This is a genomic window from Azospirillum brasilense, assembly GCF_022023855.1.
GTDB lineage: Bacteria > Pseudomonadota > Alphaproteobacteria > Azospirillales > Azospirillaceae > Azospirillum > Azospirillum brasilense_F.
Genome location: NZ_CP059450.1, coordinates 790,949 through 816,504, shown reverse-complemented (window position 1 = coordinate 816,504; position 25,556 = coordinate 790,949). Strand labels below are relative to the sequence as shown.

19 protein-coding genes are annotated in these 25,556 nt (G+C 65.5%); 10 read left to right on the top strand and 9 right to left on the bottom strand.

Going from position 1 to position 25,556, the window contains the following annotated elements; translation table 11 throughout:
• The first annotated feature begins 64 nt into the window (after positions 1–64).
• Both H1Q64_RS17110 and H1Q64_RS17105 read left to right on the top strand, forming a co-directional pair.
• Positions 65–1,864, top strand: coding sequence for a site-specific DNA-methyltransferase (locus H1Q64_RS17110; protein WP_237906326.1), 1,800 nt, complete (start codon positions 65–67; stop codon positions 1,862–1,864).
• On the top strand, positions 1,861–4,464 hold the full coding sequence (locus H1Q64_RS17105; protein WP_237906325.1) for a DEAD/DEAH box helicase: 2,604 nt from the start codon (positions 1,861–1,863) through the stop codon (positions 4,462–4,464). The genes H1Q64_RS17110 and H1Q64_RS17105 overlap by 4 nt, the downstream gene beginning before the upstream one ends.
• A gap of 45 nt (positions 4,465–4,509) precedes the next feature.
• Here the strand turns inward: H1Q64_RS17105 and H1Q64_RS17100 are convergent, their stop codons facing one another.
• Together H1Q64_RS17100 and H1Q64_RS17095 are read right to left on the bottom strand one after the other, a co-directional pair.
• Entirely contained in the window at positions 4,510–9,093 is a 4,584-nt protein-coding gene (locus tag H1Q64_RS17100; RefSeq protein WP_237906324.1) for a caspase family protein, read from the bottom strand.
• On the bottom strand, positions 9,093–9,497 hold the full coding sequence (locus H1Q64_RS17095) for a hypothetical protein (RefSeq protein ID WP_237906323.1): 405 nt from the start codon (positions 9,495–9,497) through the stop codon (positions 9,093–9,095). Before H1Q64_RS17095 ends, H1Q64_RS17100 begins: the two co-directional genes overlap by 1 nt.
• Before the next feature lie 1,502 nt (positions 9,498–10,999).
• Here H1Q64_RS17095 and pyk point away from each other — a divergent pair.
• The gene (gene pyk / locus H1Q64_RS17090; RefSeq protein WP_014198596.1) at positions 11,000–12,418 is read left to right on the top strand and encodes a pyruvate kinase; all 1,419 of its coding nucleotides are present in this window, start codon (positions 11,000–11,002) and stop codon (positions 12,416–12,418) included.
• 106 nt (positions 12,419–12,524) lie between these two features.
• Here the strand turns inward: pyk and H1Q64_RS17085 are convergent, their stop codons facing one another.
• A complete protein-coding gene (locus tag H1Q64_RS17085) occupies positions 12,525–13,526 on the bottom strand; it encodes an aldo/keto reductase (RefSeq protein ID WP_237906322.1) in 1,002 nt (333 codons plus the stop codon).
• A 136-nt stretch (positions 13,527–13,662) separates the two neighbouring features.
• On the opposite strand from H1Q64_RS17085, the gene H1Q64_RS17080 reads away from it, so the two are divergent.
• Entirely contained in the window at positions 13,663–14,571 is a 909-nt protein-coding gene (locus H1Q64_RS17080) for a LysR family transcriptional regulator (protein ID WP_237906321.1), read from the top strand.
• Between the two features lie 7 nt (positions 14,572–14,578).
• On the opposite strand, the gene H1Q64_RS17075 is transcribed toward H1Q64_RS17080, so the two are convergent.
• On the bottom strand, positions 14,579–15,343 hold the full coding sequence (locus tag H1Q64_RS17075; protein WP_237906320.1) for a metallophosphoesterase family protein: 765 nt from the start codon (positions 15,341–15,343) through the stop codon (positions 14,579–14,581).
• A gap of 199 nt (positions 15,344–15,542) precedes the next feature.
• The gene (locus H1Q64_RS17070) at positions 15,543–16,232 is read right to left on the bottom strand and encodes a hypothetical protein (protein ID WP_237906319.1); all 690 of its coding nucleotides are present in this window, start codon (positions 16,230–16,232) and stop codon (positions 15,543–15,545) included.
• Between the two features lie 189 nt (positions 16,233–16,421).
• Between H1Q64_RS17070 and H1Q64_RS17065 the strand changes: the two genes are divergently transcribed.
• On the top strand, positions 16,422–18,083 hold the full coding sequence (locus H1Q64_RS17065; RefSeq protein ID WP_237906318.1) for a CorA family divalent cation transporter: 1,662 nt from the start codon (positions 16,422–16,424) through the stop codon (positions 18,081–18,083).
• 163 nt (positions 18,084–18,246) lie between these two features.
• Positions 18,247–18,405, top strand: coding sequence for a DUF3309 family protein (locus H1Q64_RS17060; RefSeq protein WP_014198602.1), 159 nt, complete (start codon positions 18,247–18,249; stop codon positions 18,403–18,405).
• A gap of 66 nt (positions 18,406–18,471) precedes the next feature.
• On the opposite strand, the gene H1Q64_RS17055 is transcribed toward H1Q64_RS17060, so the two are convergent.
• Complete coding sequence (locus tag H1Q64_RS17055) at positions 18,472–18,708, bottom strand: hypothetical protein (protein ID WP_014198603.1); 237 nt, start codon at positions 18,706–18,708, stop codon at positions 18,472–18,474.
• Between the two features lie 199 nt (positions 18,709–18,907).
• Between H1Q64_RS17055 and H1Q64_RS17050 the strand changes: the two genes are divergently transcribed.
• Positions 18,908–19,384 carry a CYTH domain-containing protein gene (locus H1Q64_RS17050; protein ID WP_237906317.1) on the top strand — a complete coding sequence of 159 codons (477 nt, stop codon included), beginning with the start codon at positions 18,908–18,910 and terminating at the stop codon, positions 19,382–19,384.
• A gap of 207 nt (positions 19,385–19,591) precedes the next feature.
• Positions 19,592–20,236, top strand: coding sequence for a BON domain-containing protein (locus tag H1Q64_RS17045; RefSeq protein WP_237906316.1), 645 nt, complete (start codon positions 19,592–19,594; stop codon positions 20,234–20,236).
• Between the two features lie 72 nt (positions 20,237–20,308).
• Here H1Q64_RS17045 and H1Q64_RS17040 read toward each other — a convergent pair whose 3' ends face one another.
• Entirely contained in the window at positions 20,309–20,731 is a 423-nt protein-coding gene (locus tag H1Q64_RS17040) for a bacteriohemerythrin (RefSeq protein ID WP_269145397.1), read from the bottom strand.
• A 220-nt stretch (positions 20,732–20,951) separates the two neighbouring features.
• Here H1Q64_RS17040 and H1Q64_RS17035 point away from each other — a divergent pair, with 220 nt between their 5' ends.
• The gene (locus tag H1Q64_RS17035) at positions 20,952–21,758 is read left to right on the top strand and encodes a Fic family protein (RefSeq protein ID WP_237906314.1); all 807 of its coding nucleotides are present in this window, start codon (positions 20,952–20,954) and stop codon (positions 21,756–21,758) included.
• A 13-nt stretch (positions 21,759–21,771) separates the two neighbouring features.
• On the opposite strand, the gene H1Q64_RS17030 is transcribed toward H1Q64_RS17035, so the two are convergent.
• Positions 21,772–23,445 (bottom strand): CocE/NonD family hydrolase, encoded by a 1,674-nt coding sequence (locus H1Q64_RS17030; RefSeq protein ID WP_237906313.1) that lies wholly within the window; start codon positions 23,443–23,445, stop codon positions 21,772–21,774.
• Positions 23,446–23,700: 255 nt separating this feature from the next.
• Positions 23,701–24,216 (bottom strand): adenine phosphoribosyltransferase, encoded by a 516-nt coding sequence (locus H1Q64_RS17025; RefSeq protein WP_035678983.1) that lies wholly within the window; start codon positions 24,214–24,216, stop codon positions 23,701–23,703.
• Positions 24,217–24,415: 199 nt separating this feature from the next.
• Here H1Q64_RS17025 and H1Q64_RS17020 point away from each other — a divergent pair, with 199 nt between their 5' ends.
• Positions 24,416–25,552: an MlaE family lipid ABC transporter permease subunit gene (locus H1Q64_RS17020; protein WP_237906312.1), complete on the top strand. Its 1,137-nt coding sequence runs from the start codon at positions 24,416–24,418 to the stop codon at positions 25,550–25,552.
• Positions 25,553–25,556: the final 4 nt, after the last annotated feature.

The window sequence follows — 25,556 nt, the reverse complement described above, 5'->3', positions numbered from 1 at the left end:
GGCATTTACGGCTCTCCCAAAAAGGGAAAAAGATTGCCGATACAACCTAAATGGCCCGATTGCCATGGATTACAGCGATTTATCACGCGAGCAACTCATCAATCTGCTCGTGAAGCGCGATGCGCGCCGGAAGCTTGGGTTAGTGTGGGAACGCGACGAAATCGAACATGACCGCGCTCTCAACACCGGCTTCGTGGTCATGGATCACCGGGCCGAACATTCCTGCGGAAGTGCCCCTTACGAAAATCTGATCATCGAAGGCGAGAACTTCGACGCGCTGCGCTGGCTGCGCATGACGCATGCCGGGCGCATCAAGGTGATCTACATCGACCCGCCCTACAACACGGGCAACAAGGATTGGGTCTACAACGATCACCATGTGAAGGAAGAGGACCGGTTTCGCCATTCGATGTGGCTGGAATGGCTCTACCAGCGACTGTCGCTGGCGCGCGATTTGCTGACGGAGGACGGCGTTCTGCTGGTGTCCATCAGCGACGACAACCGCGCCCGGCTGGAACTGATGATGGACGAGGTGTTTCCTGGAATGCGCAAGGGTAGCCTTGTCTGGCGCTCGCGCATTGGCGGCAACGACGCGGGCGAGTGCCACCTGTCAGTCAATCACGAGCATGTCCTCGTCTATGCCATGCCAGGGTTCCGCTTTGGCGGGACGAAGAAGGATCTTGGTCACTACAAGAATTATGACGAGGGGGCGGATGATCCTTGGTTTGCTGATAATCTGACCGTAGCGGTCAAATACACCGATCGGCGTGCGGGCAACGCCTATTATTCGTTGCAGGACCCCGAAACCGGCATTTGGTACCCCTGCAATCCAAACGGGGTTTGGCGCTTTGCCAGCAAGGTCTTTCTCAAGAAAGGGCAGCGCACCAAAAAAGCCCCTGTGGAGGATCTGATCGCCCAGGGCAAAATCCTGTTTCCCAAGGACGAGCGGGTTCAGGTCTGGCACACGCTCGACGCGTTGCTGGATGCGATCGACCGGCTGGATGTGCCGTTTCGTGGCGGCGTTCCAATCCTGCGCCGCGGTTTGCCGGATCTGGAGTTTTGGGTCGGGAAGCCGGTCGGCTGGGGCAGCCCGCTTTACAAGCGCCACCGCAGTGAGCTGAAGTCCGAATACGCGCCGCTGTCGAGTTGGGTCCGTTCCAAGACCGACGAGCATCGGGACGAGGGCGTGACGGAGATTTCCTCGCTGATGGGCGAGGAAGGCACCACGCTGCTGAACAAGATGTTCGGCGAAAAGGTCTTCAATTACCCGAAGCCTCTGTCGCTCATGAAGAACCTGCTGGCGCAGGTGTGCGGCGGGAACGATCTGGTGCTGGATTTTTTCGCCGGGTCGGGCACGACGGCGCACGCGGTGTTGGCCCTGAACGCCGAGGACGATGGCCGCCGCCGCTTCATTCTCGTGTCCTCGTGCGAAAACAGCGGGGACGAGCCGGACCGCAACCTCTGCCGCGACGTTTGCGCCGAGCGCGTGCGGCGTGTGGCCGCGGAGTTGGGGGGAGGCGACTTCGCCTATCTGGCCGCCCGCACGCTGCCGTTCGAGGACCTTGCTTACGAACTGGCGCCCGCACAGGTGTGGACGGCGGTTCAGGCGCTCCATGATCTGCCGTTCACGCCCTACGATCCGGACCAGCCGGTCCACGTCGCCGTGTCCGATCAACGCGAACTGGTCGCCTATTGCGACCGCTTCACACCGGAAGCCGAGGACAGGGTGCGCGCGCTGGCGCAGGGCCGGACAGGATTTGTCTACAGCTGGACTCCCGGCTCCGTGCGCGAGGCGTTCGAAGGCCACCGCGGGCTGGAGATCCGCGCCGTTCCCGACCTTCTGGTGCAGGGCTTCCGTCCATGACCGCCCCGTCCATGACTGCCGCATCGCGCTTTACGCTGCTGCCGCTCAAGCCCTTCCAAAACCGGGATCGAGAGGCGCTTGCCCGCATCATCGCCGACACCGCCTCGAAAATCGAAGCGGATCCCGCGCGTCGGCGCGACGTGGCGCTGGCCCAGGGCGTCACGCTGCTCCGCGCGCCCACGGGCAGCGGCAAGACGCTCACCATGGGGCGGGCTCTCGAAGGGCTGATCGGCACGCTGCCCCGGCGGACGTGCTGGTTCTGGTTCGCCCCCTATTCCGGTTTGGTGGCGCAGACACGCGATGCGCTGAAGGCGCAATGCCCCACGCTGCGCCTGCGTGACCTGCAAACGGACCGCGTTCCGGAAACGACGCGCGACGGCGACGTCTTCGTGGCGACCTGGGCCAGCGTTGCCTCGGCGACCAAGGAGGGGAAGCGGGCGCGCCGGGAATCGGAGACGCTGCCCAGCGTCGACCGGCTCATTGTGGCGCTGCGGGCCGACGGCTGGACCATCGGCGCCGTCATCGACGAGGCCCACGTCAATTTCGGAACCAGCGCCAAACAGGCCGCGGGCTTCTATCTCGACGTTCTTCAGCCAGACTTTACCATCCTGGCGACCGCCACCCCCAAGGACGACGAGCTGGAGCGCTTCGAACGGCTGGCCGGCATCACCCGCGTCAACCGCGTGGAGGTGTCGCGTGAGGAGGCGGTTCGGGCGGGCCTGAACAAGGTGGGGGTCAAGGCGGTGCATTTCCGCCCCGATCCGAAGGATGCCAATCTGTTGGACATGGGGGAGGTGGCCGTGTTCTTCGGGCTGGCCCGCCACAACGCCATCAAGAAGAGCCTGGCCGAAGCCGGGATCGACCTGACCCCGTTGATGCTCATCCAGGTCGAGAACGCGGCGAAGGGAGAGCCGGATCCCGCGGACCGGATGCGCGACTTCCTGAAAGCCCAGGGGGTTTCCGCCGACACCATCGCCGTGCACACCAGCGGGGAACCCGACCCGATGTTCCACGCGCTGGCCTACGACGAGGAAAAGGAGATCCTGATCTTCAAGGTGGCCGCGGCGACGGGCTTCGACGCTCCCCGGGCCTGGACGCTCGTGTCGCTGCGAACCTCCACGGGGCCGGAGTTCGGGCGTCAAATTCTGGGCCGCATCATGCGCGTGCATGGGCGCATCCAGCATCTCCACCCCTGGACCTCGACCCCGCCGGGCGAGGCCGGGCCGCTCGACTACGGCTATGTGTTCCTCGCCAACCCGGCGGCCCAGTTGGGCATCGCCTCGGCGGCCAGCGAGATCACGGCGCTGCACGATGGGATCGCCACCGTCACCGACACCGTGGCGGTCATCCAGGTGAGCGGCGGGCGCGCCGTCCTGGTCAATCCGCAGGACGGCTTTGCCGAAATGCTGGAACTGTCCCCTGCCGTCGCGTCCGTGGCCGACGCCGTGGAGGGTGCGGCATCGGGCGGATCGAGCCTCGAACGCGCCGACGCCGATGAACCGGCCGCGCCTCTGCGCAGCGCCGCGTTGCGCATCCAGCGCTATTTCGATCTGGGCGATACGCTGGTTCGGCGTCCGCGTCCGGATGGCATGCCCGCCGGCGACTTCACGCTGACCGCACCGGAGGTCGCCGCGCGGCGAACGCCTCCCGGGCAGACGGTCTACCCTTTGCGCACCGACCTCGATTTTCCCCGCTTCCTGGCGCGCGAGGTTATGCCGCGCACCATGGAGGGGCTCGTCGCCGGGATCGCCGATCGGGTGAAGATCGACGCCGAGGTGATCGCCATGGTCAACCGTACCCGGGGCAAGGTGACCGTGACCGAGGAGGATGTGTTCGGCATCGACCGGACCAGCCGGCGGGAGACCGTTCCCCTGTCAGGCTGGCGCATCGGCCAGCAGGCGCAGATGTCCTTTCGGTTCAACGACGCCATCGACGAGCGAGACCTGAAGCCGGCCTTGATCGCCCGCCTGCGGCGCGAACTGGAGGAGCGGGGGCACGACGTGCCGGAGGAGCGCGACCTGCGCCGAGCCGTCGATCTCCTGGCGCTCGCCCGGCCCGACCTTCTGCACGACGCCTGCCGCGCCTGTCTGGCCCAGGTGGTGGAGGTCCGCCAAGACGAGCCGATTCCCGAGCGTTATGCCGGTCCCGACCTGCTGGAACGGGCGGCCAAGAACGTCTACGGCGTGTTCCCCGCCTCGATGAATGAGGAGGAGTTGGCCTTCGCCCGCCTGCTGGACGAGGACGGGGCCGGCACGGTGCGCTGGTGGCTGCGCAACGAATCCGGCACGCGCTGGGCGGTCAGCATCATCCTGCCGACGGGCCGGCGCCATTATCCGGACTTCGTCGTCGGGGTGGACGCCCGGCGCCGGTCGGAGGATTCCATCGCCCTGGTCGAAGTGAAGGACGACGGCCGCACCGGCCGCCTGTTCAGCATGACCAACACGGACAAGGTCCGCACCGAGCACAGCCGCTACCGCTCCGCCCTGATGGTCTTCCGTGACGAGCGCGGCGAGTGGTTCAACGTCGTCTACCGCCCGGACATCCGCCGCCACCACGTCGGCGGCCGCTTCACCATCGAGGATCTGGTCTGGACGAACTAACGGCGCGGGTGCGGCGGTCGATGCCGGCCGCCGCACCCGTGTTCGTCAGACAGTGACGCCTTCCCGCGCCGCGCAGAATTCCGCAAATGCCCGGCATTCCCCGATGTTGCCGATGCCGAGGATCTCCAGTTTGTCGAGTTCCTTCCTCAGACTGGACACCGGCACGTTCATCTCCGCCGCCGCCCCGGCCAGATCCCAGACGCTCAGCGTTTCGGAGCCGTCCTCGTATCCCGAATAGACCCGACCAATGAGGGTTTCGGTCGCCGGGGTGATCTCCCCGGCCACCGAAAGCCGTCTCTGAAGCTCCGGATAGAACGGGAGGATGGGGGTGAGGTGTTCGATCGCTTCCGCAAGGGACATGCGGTTGTTCTTAGCAGCTACAAGCAGAATGGGAAGCGATAGGGCGTTATTCCATAACTCCCTTCCGTTTCCTTCGCGGGACAGGAGACGAATTGTTTGGGCATCAAGGGTTGGTCGGGACATAGTAGAATCTAGGTTTGGAACCCAGAATCCTAGTGAGTCTAATGGGTTTATAGCTTCGATTATCTCTGATAATGGTATGTTTAGTTTGTCTGATGAAATCAATAGGTCAATTGGCAGAAATATGTTTTTGATTTCATTGGGCCATGTTCCGCCCATTTTTAACAGTTTTTCTTGTAAATCGCTGAACTGCGTAGTGGTGGTCCAGGCGTCAAGATTTGGCATTGAAACACCAAGATCGGACAGCGATCGAGCGGATTGTACAGCCTCGTTTATCGGAATTTCTCGTTGAAGGACAATATGTGCCATTCGGCTAGGAAATATTTCATCAAAATGATGAGTATAGCCATATAATTTAAAACTCACAAGTTCAATCTGCTGATCTCCTAAAGTGGTGTTCAACCAATCACCGGGTTCTGGGAATGCGACTCCTAACTTCTTAAGAGGGTGAATAAGCTCCATAACTTCTGATAACGGCAAGGACCAGAGCTTGGCTGCACGTAGTAGATGAAAGGGAGCAAGCGATTCTATGAATGGCGATGATCCATCAAAAGTCCTGGACATTATCTCAATGTGGCGTCTGTCTGGATAGAAGTCATCACTCCAGCCATCAAGATTCGGAGTGGAGACGCCAACTGACTGTAGAGATCGTGCCATATCTGCCACAATTGAAATTGGGGTCTCTCGTAAATTTGCAACACTGAGTAGTTCTCCTGTGCTAATATGGCTCATTGATAAAAAATCAAATCTTGCATTATAGTATACATCAGACATATCGTACATAAATAACGTTGAAAATACTCTGGGTGCTTCAAGTGAGGCGTGAATACAATTGGAGAAATCTGTAATAACTTGTTCTCTCATGGATATTGGCATTCCCGCTCGCGCAAGTTCAGTAAGGCGGACCATTAAAAGTCGTCCGAAGTTCGCCGATGCTGGTCCAATGGAAAGGGGCTCCCATTGCTGATTAGCACGAAGCGCATGACCAAAAAGGATGGCATCCACATCGCATACGCCAGCTATAGATGGAAGATTTGGTCCGCCAGCTCCAAAATCAGTAGTAATTCCTGGCATGGAAATGGAGTTGTCTCGCAAGGATCCGCTAATATTATAAATAGCAATAGGGTATGACTCAAGAAGATAAACTAAGGTAGATAATTTTGGTGCATTCCAATTCGACAAATCCCTCCAGCTTCCAGAATTAATGCAGTTCTTTATAAATTTATATGCTATATTGGTAGAAAGTATCTCGCATCTATTTACAGAGAGATCTGATTTCAGTTTTTCTGTCATATTAATTGCTGTGCCGAGGATATGATCGTTCTCTTTTTCATACCTTGAGTCACTAAAGCCGATTCTTTTCACCAAAATCCCGTCCGATAATATTGATGATCGAAGTGCGTTTCCGCCCTCTAGAGCGTGGTCGCATTTTAAACACCAGTATGCTTGTGGTGTGCCGTTGGAGTCCTCACTTCCAGTCATTGGAATTAGTGGGCCCATTTCATCTTCAAATCGATCCGTCGGCTTTCCGGCCGTCAGATGTTTTGTCTCTTCACATTCAACAAACAAGCTCGTACGAAACTCCGGCAACCAAAGCCATTCAAGTATCGCGTCTCGATAGTCTTCAAGAGGGCACGTTTGGTCCCCAAGATATAGCCTTACGCGAGTGCCGCTGAGATTAAAGTGATGAATAGATTTGCGCGCTAGGCGGAACAGGCTGCCGCTGCCCAGCACGCGAGCGTGTACGGGGTCGTCCGACCGTTCGCCAAGTCGGGGAAGGCGCTGGGACTCCACCTCCAGTTCCTCGGCCAGCATGAAGTAGCTGAGCACACCGATGCCGAATCGGCTGTTGGGATAGAAGGGAATGCCGGCCTCTTCCCAGCGCGCCTTGTCCAGATGGTATTCGTGGCTGTCGGTGAAGCGCTGGCCGGCGCGGGCGAACAGGCGACGCAGATGGCGGTCGGCCATGCCGATTCCATTGTCCTGGCATTCGATGTAGCGGCGTCCCGTTTTGTCGGTGGCGAACCGGAAGATGATTTCTCCCTTGTATCCGCCGTCATCCGACGACGCTCCGGATTGCTTGCGCATATAGGCGTCGTGGGCGCGACGGTAGCGGCAGGCGTCCAGGGCGTTCTGGTACAACTCGCGCAAGGCAAGATCGGGATCGCCGTACAACTCCTTGCCCATCAGCAGCCCCATCACGCGCCCCTGGTCCAGGGAGAAGCGCAGGTGGTTGCTGTCATAAACGGGATTGTTGGAATCGCTGCCTTCCGCCTTGAGATCTTCGGCGGTGAAGGTGGTGGGCAGCCCCTCGTAAGCGCGCTTTCGGGGTTCGCCGGTGGCGACAAGGCGGCGGTGATAGGTGTCGAGGCTGTCCACGGCCTCCCGCAGGGCTGCGTCGAGCGCCTCATGCGGGCATGTCAGGCCAAGGGATAGGGACGGTGAGCGATCGTACCAAGCAACGCCGCTTTCCAGAAGGGTCTGCACCGACCTCAGCGTCAGCCGGCCGTCACTGCCCAGATGTTCGGCCAAAAGAGGCGGCAGACGCCGGGCGTCCAACGCCAGACGGGCGCCCAGATTCAACCGATGGGCGACCGTCACCTCGTCCAGGTGCAGAGTTCTCGCTTCTTGGCCGCAGCGGAAATCCGGGTTCAGTTTCGGCCCGGTCTGGCCGGTTTCCTCCAGCTTCACGTCTTCGAATTCGGCGAACATCAGCCGCGCAAGACGCAAGAGGCGGCCGGGGGTGAGGAGGTCCTTCACGCCCGGATCGCTGAACACATCCGGCAAGGGCGCCAGCCTGACCACCTCGCCGACAGCCGCCGTGGCCCAGCCGGAGGGTTTGGCGTCCCACAACTCTCCCGCGCGGTGGCAAAAGGCGTTGAAGCGCCAAGCCGCCACGTCCGTCGCCGCTTCGGTCTGGCCCCGATCGCTCAGCCGCTTGACGAGGCGGCGTCCAGCGTCGTCGTTCTGTCCAGCGGTGCGCCACGCGCGCCGGAACGCGGTATCCTCTTCCCGTTCGGCGGGAACGAGCGGGTCGAGCCCCGCGCCTTCAGCAACCAAGCGCCGCTCCGCCTCCGCCAGCACCGTCTCGTAGACGAAGGGCACGGCCAGAAGGACGGCCCACTCGGCCGGCGTCGGCTCCATGCCGGCCAGGGCGTGCTTGGCGAGGCGTTTTAGCAAACGGATGGGGGCGTCGGGAGCGCGCCAACCCTGCCGAGGCGGGTTGCCGGCCGCTTGGCTCACACGATTGTGCGCCTCCAAGGCGATGGACGCGACCTGCGTCGCCAAATTCGGCTCGGCCTTGTCCAGGTCTTGCCATGGCTGAAGGTCTTTCAACTGACGCACCCAGTCCGATTGCGCCAACTGATCCAGGAACCGGGTACCCGCGTTTTCCGTGACGGCCAGATCGCAGGGGTGGCCGCCGCGGCCATGGGCACGCGGATCAAGAACGATGGTCTGGGGAACGGACTGGTATTTGTTCAGCAATTCCTGGGCGTCGGCGCGTAGCTCGGCCAGCGTCCTGCGGTCGCCATCCATCTGCAGCGCTTCCGCGAAGGCGCGGGTGAAGGCGCTGCATTCCTTGTCCTGCCGGTCGACACAGCTGAATTCACCGGAATCGCAGCTGAAAACGATGGCGATCGTGGGAGTGTGCAGGGACGGGGTCAAGTCGGCCGCGGGAGGCCGTTCGAGCGCCGATTTGCTCACCGGCACGGGCTCGAATCGCACCCCTTGGCGGCATGTGTCGATGATGAACAGAACGGATGCCGCTTTCGATTCCCGTGCCCAATCGACCAAGTCCTGGTCGCTGATGAGTTCCGACACGGACGCTTGGTATCGCTGGTCATAATCCTGCGGAAGCAGCAGGCGGTGGTTTTCCTGTTCGAAACCGTGACCGGAGAAATAAACGATCAGATGGCTTTCCGCCGCGGCGGCGTCGAGGAACTCTCGAATGCGTGAGCGGATGTAGTTGCGGCTCATGCTGGGGGAGTCGTCGCCTCCTGCCCCGTGTGCCCGAACGTTGTCGTCCGGCACGCCCATCCGCCTGAGCGCGTCTTTCATCCGCGGCACGTCGCCGTGAACGTAAGGCAGCGCAGTGACTTGCTGATAATCCGCGATTGCGAGCAGAAGGGCGTGCCGGCGATTGTTCATTATTTCCTCTGGAACGTCAGGCTGATGGAAGCCGTGGCGCCGACCGACGCCGTGCCGATCAGGGCGACCCCACCTTCCGCGTTGATCTCCACCCCAACCTCCACCTCGGTCAGCGTCAGGCCCCCGGCCGATGCCTCGGCCACCTCGATAACCTTGCTCACACGGCCGATAAGCTCGGACAGATTGTTTCTCAGGACTTCGGTATCGATGTTTGCGACTTCCCGCACGGCTTCGGCAGCCTTCGCGACGATGCTCTTGGTGGCCAACGGATCGCTGGTGCGTGTGACGATCACGGGAATGGTCGATTTGGACATGAATGTTTCCCCAAATACATATTGAGAGTGGATGATGCCATATTCCGTACAGCTTAGGGCAAGGTAAAGAAGCTCGCCCGGATCATCCATCAGCGCTCCGAAAGGGCTTGTTGGAGGCACGGGGAAGGTTGGCCCCTGGGCGCGGCGACACGGGTTTTGATGGGTCTTCCCCTTCGCCATGGGCGATGAACCCGGCGCTTGACTTTCCAATAGCGGGCGCTGAAGTGCAACTCGCCGGCAAGGCGCACCTTGTTCACCTCGCCGGCAACCCAACCCATCGCAACATTCTCGGCTGGGCCCGCGGTGCGCACGAGCCGGGCCGTGTTACCGCCCATGTCGAAGATGTGGCTGACGTGGTGGCGTTCGCCCCCGTTCTTCGCTTCGTGGCAGCCGTAGCGGCTGTCGCCGTGAATGCCATTATGCGTTTGACATGCGCCGGTGCGTGTGACGGCCGACCAGGAGGGCGGGATCACGTTGAAGCTGTCGCTGCGGCTTCCAAGCCGACCGGCCTCCCTCCCGACCAACGCCGCGCTACTGCATGCTCCGGACATTGGCCACGTTCGTGATCTGCTGTCTTCGGATGTTACCATTGCTTCGCACCGGTGCTCTGCCTCCGTCACGAGCGGGCACCTGACCCGCAAGAGTTCAACAGCCTCATCGCGCGGCGGGCAATCTCAAGCGCCCTGGCCGTTGTTGGGAACATTGCCCCCGTTTACGCTGCTGGATTGGCCGAGTCCTATGTTCAGCCGACGGTCGAACATTTCTCCGGCTTGGGCCGGGCGGAGAGAGAGAAGCGCTCAATGGCGGGGTTGATCTGCTGCTCGTCGCGTTCGACGCGACAGTGTTTACGCGGCGTGACGCCACAAGTCTCCGGCATCGATGGGTGAGCTTCGACGCTCGACGGATGTGCCAACGGAAAAATGGCGAACAAACCATCACCTACCCCCGCTGCCTGAGGAGCAGGCACTCCGCCGAGAGCAGCAAACAAGGGCGGTTGCCCATCCCCGCAACCAAATCACCTGTTCGCCAAGGCCGGTTCCCGCTCGGGACCGGCCTTTCGCATTTCCAGACCACGTCACTGATCAACGCCCTATGATCATGCGACGGCGTCGCCAAAGGCCACCGGCCGTGGTGGAGGGCCGGGCACCTGACGGTGTTAACGTCTTCCCGGAGGGCTGCATCTCCAGCACCAGCTCGCTGCGTAGCACATGGCGCAACCTGGGCCGACTTTGGAGCAGTTGCCCGATCCGAAGCCGGCACCCGGTCCAATCCCGTCCCGCGCCAGGGGGGCGCAGGCCAGCACTAAGTGTATGGCTGATGGCGTCGCACCCCGGCTGGTTGCCGGATAGCGTCTCCACGTGACCGTTCGGTGACGGATCGATGATGATTGGGGGTGCGAACGGACGCGGGAACCGGCCCGGCGGCGGCGGCTCTGCCACAGCCGGGCATTATTGCGGGTTCGGTGGTTGTCAGCGGGCCATTACCCACCAATGTGAACGGCAGCCGGGCGGTTCCATGACCGCCCGCTTCCCACCCGGCATGCCCGCCGTTCGACACTCCATCAAGGAGGCGGCCCAAGAGGCCGAAATTATATGCGTCGTCACCGCCGCGCGAAGATCGTTGCCACGGTCGGTCCCGCCAGCAACACCCCCGAGATGCTGAAGCGGCTGTTCCTGGCCGGCGTCGATACCTTCCGCCTGAATTTCAGCCATGGGACGCACGAGGACCACGCAAAGGTCCACGCCGCCATCCGCGCCCTGGAGGCCGAGATGGGCCGTCCCATCGGCATTCTTCAGGACCTGCAGGGACCGAAGATCCGCGTCGGCACCATCCGTGACGGCAAGATCACCGTCGCCGCCGGCGAATCGATCCGCTTCGTCCTGTCCGGCGCCGATGGCGACAAGACCGCGATCCCGCTGCCCCATCCGGAAATCTTCGCCGCGGTGATGCCGGGCCACAATCTGCTGATCGACGATGGGCGCGTGCGCGTTGCCGTGACCGGGCTGGGCGACGACTACATCGACGCCAAAGTGGTCATTGGAGGGACCATCTCCAACCGCAAGGGCGTCAACCTGCCCGACACCGTGCTGGAACTGTCGCCCCTGACCGCCAAGGACCGCGTCGACCTCGCCTTCGGGCTGGAACTGGGCGTCGACTGGGTGGCGATGTCCTTTGTGCAGAAGCCGGCGGACCTGCTGGAGGCTCGCGGGCTGATCGGCGACCGCGCCGGGCTGATGTCGAAGATCGAGAAGCCGGCGGCGCTCGACCGCATCGACGACATCATCCGCCTGTCGGACTCGGTCATGGTCGCCCGCGGCGATCTGGGCGTCGAGATCCCGCACGAGGAGGTGCCGGGCCGCCAGAAAGAGCTGGTGCGCGCCTGCCGCCTCGCCGTCAAGCCGGTGATCGTGGCGACTCAGATGCTGGATTCCATGGTCAACGCGCCGACCCCGACGCGGGCTGAGGCGTCCGACGTGGCGACCGCCATCTATGACGGCGCCGACGCGGTGATGCTGTCGGCGGAATCGGCCAGCGGCGCCTTCCCGGTGGAGGCCGTGGAGATGATGGACCGCATCATCCGCAGCACGGAGCAGCACAAGCTCTACCGCTCGATCATCGACGCGTCCGACCCCGGCGAGGAGCAGACCGCGCCCCACGCGGTGGCCGCCGCCGCCGCCGATCTGGCCGAAGTGATCCACGCATCGACCATCGTCGCCTACACCTCCAGCGGCACCACGGCGGCGCGCATCGCCCGGCGCCGCCCGGCGGTGCCGATCCTGGCGATCACGCCGCACGCCGCGGTGTCGCGCCGTCTGTCCCTGCTCTGGGGCGCGCACAGCGTCCTGTCCGCCGACATCCATACCTATGAGGAGATGGTCGAGCGGGCGCTGGGCTTCGCCAAGGAGGAGGGCTTCGCCAAGCCCAACGACCAGATGGTCGTGGTGGCCGGCATTCCGTTCGCCAAGGCGGGGACCACCAACAACCTGCGCGTGGTGCAGGTCGAGGGGTAAGGCGTGGGCAACGGTGCCCCCTCCCTGACCTTCCCCCGCTGACGCAGGTGAGAGGACTTGCTTCTCCCTCCCCTGCGAAGCGGGGGAGGGCCGGGGTGGGGGCGGGTCAGCGCTGCCTATACGTCTCGCTGTCCATATGGACGAGCTGCGCCGCCGGGTAGCGCTCGCCCGCGGCGGCGCCGGGTGGCAGGGCTTCGGCCAGCTGCGCCAGATCCTCCGCCGACAGGGTGAGGTCCAAGGCGCCCAGCGCCTCGGCCAGACGGTCGCGGCGGCGGGCGCCGACCAGCGGGACGATGTCGTGGCCTTGAGCCGCCACCCAGGCGATGGCGACCTGGGCGACCGATCCGCCGATGCGCTGGGCGATGTCCCGCAGTCGCTCCACCAGCGCCAGGTTCCGGTCCAGATTCTCGCCCTGGAAGCGCGGGCTTCGGCTGCGGAAATCCTGGCCCGCACGGTCCTTGCTCCAATGGCCGCTGATCAGGCCGCGCGACAGCACGCCGTAGGCGGTGACGCCGATACCAAGCTCCCGACAGGTGGGCAGAATGGCCTCCTCGATCCCGCGGGAGATCAGCGAATATTCAATCTGCAGGTCGCTGATCGGGTGCACCGCGGCGGCGCGGCGGATGGTTTCCGGGCCGACCTCCGACAGGCCGATGTGGCGGATGTAGCCGGCCTTCACCATGTCGGCCATGGCGCCCACCGTGTCCTCGATGGGGACGCTCGGGTCGAGCCGGGCCGGGCGGTAGATGTCGATGTGGTCTACCCCCAGCCGGCGCAGCGAGTAGGTCAGGAAGTTCTTCACCGCCGCCGGGCGGGAGTCGTAGCCGTTCCAGCCCATCTGCGGGTCACGCAGGGCGCCGAACTTCACGCTGATCAGCAGCCCGTCGCGGTCGCGTCCGCGCAGGCCATCGCGGATGAGCAGTTCATTGTGCCCCATGCCGTAGAAGTCGCCGGTGTCGAGCAGCGTGAGCCCGGCGTCGAGCGCCGCGTGGATCGTAGCGATGCTCTCCTCCTGGTCGGCCGGACCGTAGAAGTCCGACATGCCCATGCAGCCGAGGCCGATGACCGAGCTGACGGGGCCCGCGGCCCCGAGCGTGCGCTGTTCCATGTTCCTGATCCTCTCCGTCCGTCGCGGCGCCGTCTCAGCGCCGCCTTGCCCTGGATGATGATCCGGTGCCATTGATCCGATAAGATGGACAATCCAGAACAGGCTGTTCACGACATCGAACAATCGGAACCCGGAAATGGACGACACCGACCTGCGCGACCTGCAAGCCTTCGCCGCCGTCGCCCGCTACCGCAGCTTCCGCCGCGCGGCGCTGGAGCAGCGCGTGTCCGTCTCCAGCCTCAGCCAGCGGATGCGGGAGCTGGAGGAGCATCTCGGCGTCCGCCTGCTGAACCGCACGACCCGCAGCGTCGCCCCGACCGAGGCCGGGGAGCAGCTTCTCCGCCGTCTGGAACCCGCGCTGGGCGAGGTGGCTGGCGCTCTGTCCGACCTGCGGGAACGCCAGGGGCGTCCGGCGGGGCGGCTGCGCATCAACGCGCCGGCCCCGGCGGTGGATCTTGTGCTGGCCCCGATGGTCACGCCTTTCTTGACCCGCTTTCCGGATGTGGAGCTGGAAATCACCGTGGACATCGCCCTGATCGACATCGTGGCGCAGGGCTACGATGCGGGCGTGCGCTACGAGGAACATCTGGCGCAGGACATGATCGCGGTGCCGCTCGGCCCGCCGCAGCGCTTCGTGCTGTGCGCAGCGCCGTCCGTGCTCGACCGTTTCGGGGTGCCGGAGCGGCCCGAGGACCTGCTGGGCAAGCCGAGCGTTTCCACCGTCTACGCCAGCGGCGCCCACCCGCCCTGGGAATTCGAGAAGGACGGCCGCATTGTGCGCATCCAGCCCGGCGGCCCCTTCCACGCCGGGCACACCGGCATCCAGTTGCGGGCGGCGCTCGATGGGCTGGGGTTCCTGATGACCTTCGACGATTATGTGCGCGAACACATCGCCGCCGGCCGTCTCGTCGCCGTGCTGGAGGACTGGAGCCAGAGCTTTCCCGGCCCCTTCCTCTATTACCCTTCGCGCCGCCAGCCCCCGGCGTCGCTGCGCGCCTTTCTCGACTTCCTCAAGGACTGGCGCCGTCAGGCCGCCGTGCCGTGAGGCGTCATCAGATGGTGCAAAGGAAGCGGCGCTCCCCACCCTCCAGGACCAGCGCGGTCAGCCGGTTGGAAGCGTAGGCCCCGGTATCGATGCCGATGCGGTTGGAGCGGATGTCCGGCTGCTCGACGATGGTGTGGCCGTGCACGACGAGCTTGCCATGGTCGAGGTGGGAGGTCAGGAACTCCCGCCGGATCCACAGCAGGTCCTCATCCCGCTGGCGGTGCAGCGGCAGGCCGGGGCGGATGCCGGCGTGGACGAACAGATAGTCGCCGATGGCGACGCTGGAGCGCAGCCCGGCCAGGAAGGCACGGTGATGGGGCGGCAGGGCGGCGGCGAAGCGCTGGCGGGCTTCGTCCACATGCTCCGGCGGGGCGTCCTCGACGGGGGCCGGAACGCCGTAGCTGGTCAGCGTCGCCCGCCCGCCATACTCCAGCCAGTCCGGCCCGGCCTCCGGCTTCTCGATGAAGTCCATCATCGCGGCTTCGTGGTTGCCGCGCAGGTGGATGGCGCCGAAGCCGGGCAGGGGCTCCCGGCACAGCCGTTCGATGACCATCGCGGAATCCGGACCGCGGTCCACATAATCGCCGAGGAAGACCAGATACTTGACGAGGTCGGCGCCGCTCGCCGCGTCGCGGTCGATCTGCGCCAGCAACTGGTCCAGCAGATCCAGGCGTCCGTGGATGTCGCCCACCGCGTAGACGCGCACGCCCCGCGGCACATGGCTCGCGACGGGTTCCGGGTCCGACCACAGTTTGCGCGCAAAGCCGAACACGCTCCGCTCTCCTCCGTCTTCGATGGGTGGGTCCTGCCTTGACAGGATGGGGATGACGGCGCGCTCTCTCAAGTCGGACAGCCGCTTGCCCGGGCCGCCTTCACCGAATTCATCCTCATGGGGCGAGTCGGACGGCAAAGAGTGGGTGCGGTCAAGCGGCTGGAATGGGTACCCCGGACGGCTTTCCTTGGCGGGGCCGTCAGGAGCCGGGCATGGCCCGGTCCAGGGCCTCCAGCAGCCCGCCCAGCCGGAACTCCACGGTCCGCCGGTCGAGCCGCGGCCAGTGATAGACCTGCGTCGCACCGCCGGCCTGCTTTTGGAACTCCAGCCGCAGCGGGCGGTCCGAGCGGATCAGCGGCATCAGGCGCTCCATCGGGCCGCAGGTCAGTCCGATGCGCCGCGGTTCCTTAATGGCGGCGAAGCGCCTCAGCATTTCCGTACCGGCGTCCTCGTCGGCGATGGCGCCCTCGGCCACCTGACTTAGAAAGCGGGTGAATTCGGGCGGCCCCTCTTCCGGTGCCGTGTCGGTCGGGCCTGCTTCATCGAGCGCATCGGCGAGGTCGGAAAGCTGCTGCGGTGTGTAGAAACGCTGCGGCGGGGCGCCGTCCACCGCCAGGGTGACCGGGCGGGCGAGCGCGATGGGCTCGTCGAACACGATGTAGAGGGAGGTGCAGGTCGCGTCGCGCACCGCGCTGATGCTCAGTTCGCCGAGGCCGCCGCGGTTGTCGGGGAAGGGCTGGACGGCGGACACGGTGCAGCGCCGCCCGGCACCCTCGCCGGCGCAGACGGTGTCGGAGACAGTGTTGGAGACAGGGGCCTCCACGGCCAGGGCGGACGTGGCCGTTCCCAGCCCGGCCATCAACAGGAACAGCCCGATCCGGCGCGTCATCGGCAAATGAATCCTCCTCCGGCGCATGATCTGAACGGGGGACGCTACCAGGGCCGGGCTTTCGTCCTGGTTAATGGTCCGGTTCGATGGGATGGTGCGAATGCCCGGCAACCCCACCTTGGTGCGGCGTTTTCGCCGGTCCGGACTCTGCTAGGATGTGGGAAAAGAAGGACAAGGGGGAGGGGCGCCATGGACGAGAGCCCGATCCGCGTGCGCCGGTTTCGCGAAATCCTGCTGTGGCCGGTGCAGTTGATGCCGCTGAAGGCGGGCGCGCAAGTCCAGAACCATTGGGAGTGGCTCGGTGGGCCGGACTGTCCCTGGCAGGAGGTGGCGGACGAGTTCACTCAGGACCCCGGCGAATTCAGTGAGCGTCATTACAGCGAGTTCGTGTCCTTCCTGCCCTATGTGCAGCGCTTCCTCTATGGCGAGGGGGAATCGCGCGACCATCGGCCCGGCTATGGAGGTTCTCCGATCCGCGCCTTCCGGCGGCGCGACGTGGCGGCGCTGATGGTCACCCTGCGGCGGGGGCAGGCGCCGCTGCGCTTCGCCATCGCCCATGTCGATCTGCATTTCTTCCACGACGTCGATGTGGCGATCCTCGTCGTCGAGCTGTTCGGCGAGGACATTCCGCTGGACCGCGTGCAGGACACGCTGTTCCGGCTGGGCCGCACCTATCCGCCCGCCTGGGAGCCGGACGGCAGCGCGGCGCAGTGCCCGCACCGCGTCGAATGGATCGGCGCCGACGGCGCCGTGCTCGCCGTCTCCGACTATGAGCGGAAGGCCGATTACCTGTCCTTCGTGTGCCGCCACCGGGCGCCGCGCATCGCCGCCCACTGGTTGTTCCTTCTGCGTCCCCTGGTCCACCACCATTCGGAGGAGACCGGGCTGCTTCGCTACCGCCAGCTCGAATATCAGCGGATGCCGGCCATGGCCTATCTGTCGCTGGACGAGCCGGAACGGCTGGAACGGGCGGATTGGGTGCGGCTGGGCTTCGCCACATCGCCCGGGCCGGGACCCAGCGAGGTGATGCCCTTTGCCCCCGCCTTCCTGGAGGGGTTCGAACAGCGCTACTGCTACGACCGCTACTGGGACCCGCGGGCGCCCGGCGCCTGGACGCGCAGCCGCATCCTGTGCTGTGGCCATTCGCTGGTCATGGTAGGGCCGGAGGGTGACGCCTTCTTCACCGACGCGGAAACCGGGCTGCTCGGCCAGTTCCGGCACCAGTATTTCCTGCTGGGGCTGGTCGTGCATTTCCACCGGGCGGCGCTGGTGATGCTGTCCGACCGGCTGGTGCTGGCGGTCAGCCAGCTCGACATCGGCACCGTGGAGTCGGTGAAGCGGTTCAAGCGCGACATCCGGCAGGTGTTCGAGATCTTCCTGCGCTTCACCCACCGCTACTGGTTCCACGAGCTGTCGATCCAGGGGCCGCTGCGCGACCTGTTCCGCCTGTGGGCCGGGCATCTCGGCACCGACCGCCTCTACGCCGAGGTGCGGGACGAGGTTCAGGACATGTCGGACTATTTGGATAGCGACGGGCTGCGGCGGCAGGCCAACACGGTGCTGCGGCTGACCGTGGTCACGGTGGTCAGCACCATCGGCACGCTGGTCACCGGCTTCCTCGGCATGAATCTGCTCGCCATGGCCGACGACCCACTGCCGACGCGTGTTCTGTTCTTTTTGTTCGTCCTGCTGGCGACGGTCGGTCTGATCGCCTTCAGCGTGATGCGCTCCAAGCGTCTGGCCGACTTCCTGGAAGCGCTGTCGGACGAACGGTTGCCGGGGCGGAGCAAGCTGGCGCTGCTGGCGAAGGTGTGGGAACGCCCGAGTCGCCGCGTCGGACCGCCTTTGTGAGCCGGGGAAAGTCAGTGGACGTGAACTTCGTAGAAAAGCCGGAAGGGTAGGGCGTTGCTTCCCCGGATGGAGATGACGGGCGCCAAAGAACAGGAGAGGGGCAGGAACCAGCCGGCCAAGCTCGCGTTCTTCTCAGCGAAAGCTCCACATTTGGGAGGACGTCATGAGCATCGGCACCATTCTGCTCATCATTTTGATTCTCGTTCTAATCGGCGCGGTTCCGGCCTGGCCGCACAGCCGCGGTTGGGGCTATGGCCCGAGCGGTATCCTCGGCGTGCTGCTGCTGGTCCTGATCGTGCTGCTGCTGATGGGCCGCATCTGACGGGTAAACCGTCCGGGCAACCCGACGCGCGGGCGCCGTTCCCGTTCCGCCACCGGCTTCTGGGCGTCACGCTCCGGGGCTGCGGCCGGGACGGGAACGGCGCCCGTTGCGCATGACGAACATCAGCCAGCCGATCGGCCCCAAAATCAGAACCATCACCACCCAGCCGGCCCGCGGGCCGAAGGGGCAGCGCGTGCCGGGCGGGGGACGCCACGGGCCGCCGCGCCGTGACAGCATCACGTGGAGGAGGGGCGCGCCGTAAAGGGCGAACAGGATCAACCAGGGTGCGAAGTCTTGTGCCATGGCGGCATGCTACCCCAGAACGGGTGGCCGCTCCCACCACGGAGCGTCGGGAACCGCGCCGTGGGCGCTTGTTCGATGATGTGTCCAAATGGTAATACCGCAACGCAGAGATGGACTTCATGCGTATGAGGCATGATTGCACCGCAGCGTGGCGGACGATTATCCTCAGCGGTGTCCGATATGCCGAAAGGCGGATATCATGGCGGTTGAGATCGAACGGCGCTTTCTGGTGCGGAGGGACATCCGTCCCCTGTGCCGAAACGGCCTGTCCATCGTCCAGGGCTATCTGCCTTCTGACGATGGCCGCACGGTGCGGGTCCGGGTGGCCGGGCCGGACGCCACGCTGACCGTCAAAGGCCCCCGTCGCGGCCTGTGTCGCGAGGAGGTCGAACACCAACTCCCCCTCGACCTCGCCCTGGGTCTGCTGCGTCACAGTTGCCGTGGCGGCCTGATCGAGAAGACCCGCCACCTCATCCATCACCATGGTCTCTGCTGGGAAGTCGACGTGTTCGGCGGCGAGAACGCCGGTCTGGTGATCGCCGAGGTCGAACTGTCCCATCCCGACCAAGTCGTTCCGCTTCCCGATTGGGTGGGGGCGGAGATCACGCACCGGGCGGCCTACAGCAACTCCGCCTTGTCGCGCAGCCCGATCCGCCACTGGGTCAGCGCGGCTTAACTGCCCTCCCGGAAAAAAGAAGCCCCGGTCCGAAGGGGGACCGGGGCCAAGGCTGCGTGGATGACTGTGTGCAGCGCAGCAATCCGCGTGCCAGATTGTGCGGACACTCTGGCGATGCGCCGAAAGGGGAACGCAGCCCGGCGCCGTCCTGTTGCAAAAGGGCCGTCCGGATGGGCGGCGGTCAACGGCGAACGGGAGTCTGGCACGATGACTCAGTACGAGAACCGGTGGAAGGACGAGGCCCGCAACGTGGACGAGGACGACCGCCGCGACGTCCGCGACCGCAACGAATTTGGGCGCAGCGCCTACGGCGCAGGCGGTTATCCCCGGAGTGATTACGAAAGCGGCGGTTCCGGCGGACGCGATCCCAGCCGCCGCTGGGGCAGCGACTGGGGCCACGCCGAGCGCGGATGGCATCGCGACGACCGCGGGTGGGATGACCGGGTGCGGGGTGAGCGCTATCGCGACGAGCCCGTCGGCATGGCGCGGGAGCGCAACTTCTGGGAGCAGGCCGGTGACGAGGTCGCCTCCTGGTTCGGCAACGACGACGCCGAGCGCCGCCGCGAGGAGGACGAGCGGCGCGCCCAGTTCCGCGGCCGCGGCCCACGGGGCTACACCCGGTCGGACGAGCGAATCCGCGACGATCTGAACGACCGGCTGACCGACGACCCCTATCTCGATGCCTCCGACATCACGGTGTCCGTGTCGGCTGGCGAGGTCACGTTGGACGGCACGGTGGACGACCGCATGGCGAAGCGCCGCGCCGAGGATCTGGCCGACGCCATCTCCGGCGTCCGTCACGTCCAGAGCAATCTGCGCCTTCGCGAGCCGGGGGGCACCATGGCTTTCTGATCGGGTGCCGGCCTCCGAGGCGCTGCGAGACGCCCCCGCTCCATCCGGTGCGGGGGCGTCTCGCGCGTGCGCTCAATGGGCGGCGGTGCTGCCGGCGTCTTCGGCCATAAAGGGGCTGTACTGCTTGTCCACCGACTGGATGTGCTCGATGAACCATTCCTTCAGGAGGAGGATCAGGTCGATGCGCAGCATCATCTCGTTGCTGTCGTCATCGTCCAGGGTCAGTTTGTGCACCTCGTCGATGAAATAGCGGTGCGCGGCCCGGTGGGCGTCGAGGCCGGGATAGCCCTGCTGCTCCATCAGCGCCTCCTCCCGCTCGAAATGCACGGTCGTGTATTCCTGCAAGCCCCCCAGCAGCCCGGACAGGCTGTCACGGTCCTTCTCCGCGATCCCGGCCTTCAGCAGCCGGTTGAACATGTCGAGCAATTTTCGGTGGTCGTCGTCGAGAATTTCGACGCCGACGCTCATCGATTTATCCCAGGCAACATGTTGCATCGGATCAATCCTTTCAGAGGGCCGGGTCAGGCGAGTATAGGGGGGCGGAAATCTTGTATTGCGATGTTAAAACCGGCAACCGCGGCGGCACAAGCGGCAAAAAACCGCAGGCCGGAGGTTGCGCCGCACCCTGTTGATCTTGCGGGCCGGCAAAGGATGTGCTTCCCCGCGCGCCGTCCAGGCATTATGAAAATGCCAGGGATCTGCGGAGTTCGGGACGATGGCGCTGCTGGACGATATTCTGGAGAAGAAGCGGGTTCTGGACGACGCCCGGCCGATGCCGCTGACGGTGGTCCGCGATCTGGCCGACCGATTCGAGCGCGGCCTGACCACCGCCTGCCTCCTTGTCGAGGGGGTGGAACTGTCCTCCGAGGACATCCGCATGGTGTTGGACCGCGGCGCGGTGCTTCGCAGCCGTCCGGCCGAGCCGCAGCGCCTCGCGCTCAACCACCGCGCCGCGCTGGAACTGATGGCTCGCCTGTCCTTCCAGGGCGGCGGGGTGGTGACGGAGCGCACCATCGCGGCCTTCCACGGCGTGCTCTATCAGGGGATCGACACGAACGCCGGGCGCTACCGGGACGGCGCGCTGAAGGACGACGCCGGGGCTTCGCCCGATCCGGCGAAGGTGCGGGTGTCGATGTCGGCGCTGTCCGGCTGGCTGCGCCGGACGGAAGCGGGGCCGGAAGCCGCCTTCGAGGCGCATCACCGGCTGATGAGCGTCCGACCCTTCTTCCAAGGCAACGCCGCGACCGCGCTTCTGCTGTGCAATCTGATCCTCAACCGCGCCGGTTTCCCGCCGGTGGTGATCACGGACGAGGATCGCGAGATGTACGCCGCGATGGTCGAGCGCGCCTGGTCGCTCGGCGACAAGACGCCGTTCCGCGACCTGATGATGCGCCTTCTCGATCGCAGCCTGAATCTGTGCCTGCGCAGCGCCGCCCGCGCCCTTCGCGACTTCGAACCGGCCGACGAGGATGAGCACGGCTTCGACGGCGACCATGACGAGGGCTATGGCCGGCGCCCCTGACGGGGTTTGACGGTCAGCCTCGAGCCGGCAGCAGCAGGCGCGACGGGCGGGCGCCGCCGCCGTGGATGAGCAGGGTGATCGGCTGCGCGTCCACCAGCCGGGTTTCGCCCGGCTCGGCCCCCGTCCCCGGATTGATGGGGTAGGCCGGGAAGCAGGACCCGGCGAGGCTGAGGCGCAGCGCGCTTCCGGTGGGCAGGGTCGCGCAGAGCGCGCGCAGGGCCACCGGCATTGGACGCTGCTCGCCGCCCGGTTCGACCCGCGCGTGGCCCTGGCTGAGCGGCAGGACGCGCCCGTCGGGCAGCACGGCGGACAGGACGGCGCTGACGTCGAAGGACGGGGCGTCCGCCTCCACCCAGATTTCCAAAGCGGCGAGGCCGGACAGCGTCAGCGGCGCGGTGAGCGGCGCGGTGTCGTAGACCGCCACGTCGGGGCGGGCGTCTGCGGCGGCGCGGTCGCGTGGGCCGGCATCGGGCACCGCGTGACCGCCCACGGTGGGCACTGGATCACGCGGATCGTGGACCAGCACGTCGAGGAACGCTTCGTCCGGAGCATCGTCGCGCAGGGCACCGCCGCGCCGCGTGGCGAGTCCGTCGCTCGACAGATGCAGCGGCTGTGCGGCGGGCGGCAGGGCCGGCAGGTCGCGCCAGCGGCGTTCCAGAACGTCGAACAGACGGATCAGCCCGCCGCGCTCCGCGCCGTTCATCTCCCCTTTCAGGAAGCGCTCGAACCAGCCGAGTTGCAGGGCGTCGAAGGACGGCACGTCGGACGGCTTCAGGCTGTCGAGCCCGGCATGGACCGCCACCCCGTGGCGATCCCAGGGGCCGACCAGCAGGCGGACGGTGCCGTCGCTGCCAGCGGACAGGGCCTCGTGCGCCGCCAGCGTGCCGGTCAGGCGCGGGTCGTGCCAGCCGCCGATCTGAAGGACGGAGACCTCACCGATACCGCCGGAAAGGGCGTGGCGGGGGGACAGTTCGTCCCAGCTTCCGCCAGGGCCGGGCGTGGTCAGCCAGTCGTCGTAATGGCAATGCCGTGCGTAATCTCGCAGCACTCGCGGGCGGGATGGAATCTCGTCGTCCAGCGGCAGGCTGCGGATCGCCTCCAGGAGCGCGCGGTAGGCCGCGCCATCCTCCAGCCGGCGGGCGGACTCCGCTGCGCAGTGCAGCGCCCAACCCATCGCGTCGGCCAGCCGGAAGGCCCCACCCTCCGTCGCCCAGTCGGTGAACACGTCCCAGCCGGCCAGCGCCGGGACCACCGCGCGCAACGCGGCGGGCCGCTCGGCCAGAGCAAGGAGCTGCGCCATCCCGGCGTAGCCGCTGCCGTACATGCCCACCGTACCATTGGAACCGGGCAAGGAAGCCGCCCAGGCCACCGCGTCGGCGCCGTCCTCGCGCTCCGCCTCGAAGGGGCGGAATCGGCCCTCCGACGTGCCGCGACCGCGCACGTCCTGCACCACGACGACATAACCACGGGCGGCGTACCAGCGCGGGTGCGCGTAATGGCTGGTCATCGCCGTGCGCCGCCCGCAGGCCAGACGCAGCAGCAGGACCGGCCAGGGGCCGACCCCGTCGGGGCGGTAGAGGTCGGCGTCCAGCCGCACACTGTCGCGCGTCCGCATGGAAACGGTTTCGGGAGGCCGGACGGCCAGGAGGGGCGGCTGTTCGAGAATCACCGGGGCCATATGGGTCATGGGGCGCCCTGCCGAGCAACTGTGACCGGCAACTCTCGCAAGCGCTGTGCCATGACCGGTCCAAACCCTCTCCTTCCTGGGGAGAGGGCCGGGTGAGGGGGATTTACGCCCGGCAGGGCGGAGAAAAGCTCCTGTCCTGCGGCGGTGGCCGCTTTCGGCGCCCCCTCATCCTGACCTTCTCCCCAGGGGGGAGAAGGACCTGTGTTGCGCTGCCTTCGCACAAACGATGGGCAGACGCCTTTCCTGAAGGCGCTTTTACGAATCGTAGCTCATCAGCGAGACGCTGGGCACGTCCAGCTTGTCTCGGCCGTTGAGGAAGGTCAGCTCGACCAGGAAGGCGGCGGCGCGGACGTCGGCGCCGACGCGGCGCAGCAGGCTGATCGCCGCGGCCATGGTGCCGCCGGTCGCCAGCAGATCGTCGAGGACGACCACGCGCTGGCCGGGCTTCACGGCGTCGGCCTGAACCTCGATGGTGTCGGTGCCGTATTCCAGGTCATAGGAATGGGCGACCTTGTCGCCGGGCAGCTTGCCGTGCTTGCGCACCATGATGAAGCCGGTGCCGAGCGCCAGGGCCAGCGGGGCGGCGATCAGGAAGCCGCGGGATTCGATGCCCACCAGCAGTTCCGGCTTGTGCGGGCGCAGCGCCTCGGCGAGCTGGTCCACCGCTTCCTTCCACGCCTCGGCGTGAGCCAGCAGCGGGGAGATGTCGTAAAAAAGGATGCCGGGCTTGGGGAAGTCGGCGATGCCGCGGATGTGGTTCTTCAGATCGATGGGGTTCGGCATGGTGAAAAGGTTCCTGTGCAACGGCGGCGCCATACTATCGGGGCGGCCGCCCGCGTGCAAACCACCGCTGTGCGGCTGTTTTTCCCCGGCTTGAGGTTGACCATCGGGGGGGCTTGCGGCCAAGTTCCTCTCCACAAGCATGAGCATCGCCGCATGGCGGCACCGGAAGGGAAGGGCAGGACGGGGCATGGCGCGCGAAAGGGCGTGGTTGGAATCGTCGCGCGCCGGCGACGGTGAGTGGCGGCTGACGGCTCTCGGCCATTGGGATTTGAAGGCCGCCGGGTCCCTGTCGGGCACGCTCGACCGCTTCGCGCTGGACGGCGGCGGGGCGGTCAGCCTCGACCTGTCGCGGCTGGACGCCATGGACACGGTGGGGGCCTATCTGCTGTCCGCCCTGTCCGACCGGCTGAAGGCGGCGGGCCACGGCGTCGATCTGGCCGCCATCCGCCCGGAGCACGCCGCCCTGTTCGACGCCGTGCGCGAGGTCGGTCCCCCGCCGGTCGAGCGGGCGGCGACGCACCACCCGATCCTCGACATGCTGGAGCGCACCGGTCGCACCGCCGTGGATGGGCTGCGCGAGGGGCGGGACCTGCTGTCCTTCCTCGGCCTCATCGCGATCACCTTCGGGCGGCTGATCGTCAATCCGCGGCGGCTGCGCTTCCGCTCGGTGATGTTCCACATCGAGCAGACCGGGCTGAACGCCCTGCCGATCCTCGGGCTGCTGTCCTTCCTGATCGGCGTGGTGCTGGCCTTCCAGGGGGCGGACCAGCTTCGCCGCTTCGGGGCGGAGCTGTTCGTGGTCAACCTGCTGGGTGTGTCCATCCTGCGCGAGATCGGCATCCTGATGACCGCCATCATCGTGGCGGGGCGCTCCGGCTCCGCCTTCACCGCGCAGATCGGCACCATGAAGGTGAACCAGGAGGTGGACGCCATAAGCACGCTGGGGCTGGACGTGGTGGAGCTTCTGGTGGTGCCGCGCGCGCTGGCCCTGATGATCACCCTGCCGCTGCTGGCCTTCTACGCCGACATCATGGGGCTGTTCGGCGGTGCGGTGATGAGCTACGCGACGCTGGACATCACCTTCGGGCAGTTCATCCGCCAGCTTCACGGCGCCGTCACCCTGCCGCATTTCCTGGTTGGACTGGTGAAGGCGCCGGTCTTCGCGCTGGTGATCGCCATGGTCGGCTGTTACGAGGGGCTGAAAGTCTCCGGCAGCGCCGAGAGCGTGGGCACGCTGACCACCAAGTCGGTGGTGGAGTCCATCTTCTTGGTGATCGTCCTGGACGCGGTGTTCTCCGTCCTGTTCTCCTTCCTCAGGCTGTGAGGGA

Bases quoted from the DNA above. Each gene is read 5' to 3' on its own strand.
- H1Q64_RS17110 (WP_237906326.1), top strand. From the start codon at position 65: ATGGATTACAGCGATTTATCACGCGAGCAACTCATCAATCTGCTCGTG.
- H1Q64_RS17105 (WP_237906325.1), top strand. From the start codon at position 1,861: ATGACCGCCCCGTCCATGACTGCCGCATCGCGCTTTACGCTGCTGCCG.
- H1Q64_RS17100 (WP_237906324.1), bottom strand. From the start codon at position 9,093: ATGAACAATCGCCGGCACGCCCTTCTGCTCGCAATCGCGGATTATCAG.
- H1Q64_RS17095 (WP_237906323.1), bottom strand. From the start codon at position 9,497: ATGGATGATCCGGGCGAGCTTCTTTACCTTGCCCTAAGCTGTACGGAA.
- pyk (WP_014198596.1), top strand. From the start codon at position 11,000: ATGCGTCGTCACCGCCGCGCGAAGATCGTTGCCACGGTCGGTCCCGCC.
- H1Q64_RS17085 (WP_237906322.1), bottom strand. From the start codon at position 13,526: ATGGAACAGCGCACGCTCGGGGCCGCGGGCCCCGTCAGCTCGGTCATC.
- H1Q64_RS17080 (WP_237906321.1), top strand. From the start codon at position 13,663: ATGGACGACACCGACCTGCGCGACCTGCAAGCCTTCGCCGCCGTCGCC.
- H1Q64_RS17070 (WP_237906319.1), bottom strand. From the start codon at position 16,232: ATGACGCGCCGGATCGGGCTGTTCCTGTTGATGGCCGGGCTGGGAACG.
- H1Q64_RS17065 (WP_237906318.1), top strand. From the start codon at position 16,422: ATGGACGAGAGCCCGATCCGCGTGCGCCGGTTTCGCGAAATCCTGCTG.
- H1Q64_RS17060 (WP_014198602.1), top strand. From the start codon at position 18,247: ATGAGCATCGGCACCATTCTGCTCATCATTTTGATTCTCGTTCTAATC.
- H1Q64_RS17055 (WP_014198603.1), bottom strand. From the start codon at position 18,708: ATGGCACAAGACTTCGCACCCTGGTTGATCCTGTTCGCCCTTTACGGC.
- H1Q64_RS17050 (WP_237906317.1), top strand. From the start codon at position 18,908: ATGGCGGTTGAGATCGAACGGCGCTTTCTGGTGCGGAGGGACATCCGT.
- H1Q64_RS17045 (WP_237906316.1), top strand. From the start codon at position 19,592: ATGACTCAGTACGAGAACCGGTGGAAGGACGAGGCCCGCAACGTGGAC.
- H1Q64_RS17040 (WP_269145397.1), bottom strand. From the start codon at position 20,731: ATGCAACATGTTGCCTGGGATAAATCGATGAGCGTCGGCGTCGAAATT.
- H1Q64_RS17035 (WP_237906314.1), top strand. From the start codon at position 20,952: ATGGCGCTGCTGGACGATATTCTGGAGAAGAAGCGGGTTCTGGACGAC.
- H1Q64_RS17030 (WP_237906313.1), bottom strand. From the start codon at position 23,445: ATGACCCATATGGCCCCGGTGATTCTCGAACAGCCGCCCCTCCTGGCC.
- H1Q64_RS17020 (WP_237906312.1), top strand. From the start codon at position 24,416: ATGGCGCGCGAAAGGGCGTGGTTGGAATCGTCGCGCGCCGGCGACGGT.